At 66.4% G+C, this 324-nt stretch carries 1 protein-coding gene; it reads right to left on the reverse strand.

Annotation, left to right across the window (positions count from 1 at the left end):
• Positions 1 to 324 (reverse strand): hypothetical protein (locus RVY79_RS18485; RefSeq protein WP_317466002.1); only part of this gene is annotated, 324 nt, incomplete at both ends.

Genomic DNA, 324 nt, shown 5'->3' on the forward strand with positions numbered 1-324 from the left:
GCTCGCCGATGCGGCGCGCGAGCAGCAGTTGCATCTTGGCGGCTTGAACCGCCTGAGACGCTTGACCGAGGTCGTCGAAGAACCAGACCAACGGCTCTTTCGCGTGTAACACCCTCTCCAGATCCCCGAACGGCAGGAACCTGGCGGATTGGCCATCCGCGCCGGGGAACGGCAGGCCCTTGGAGTCTGTCGGGTCCTCGACCACCGGATGCGAGATCAGCAGGTCGTAGCCGGCGCGCTCTGCAGCCGCGGCTGCGATGTCGGATTTCCCGACACCTGGCGCGCCAGTCACGAGCACGGGCAGGTGTGCCGGAATGTAGGCAG

Origin of the sequence: Chromohalobacter sp. HP20-39, assembly GCF_033052815.1 — a bacterium.
Lineage (GTDB): Bacteria > Pseudomonadota > Gammaproteobacteria > Pseudomonadales > Halomonadaceae > Chromohalobacter.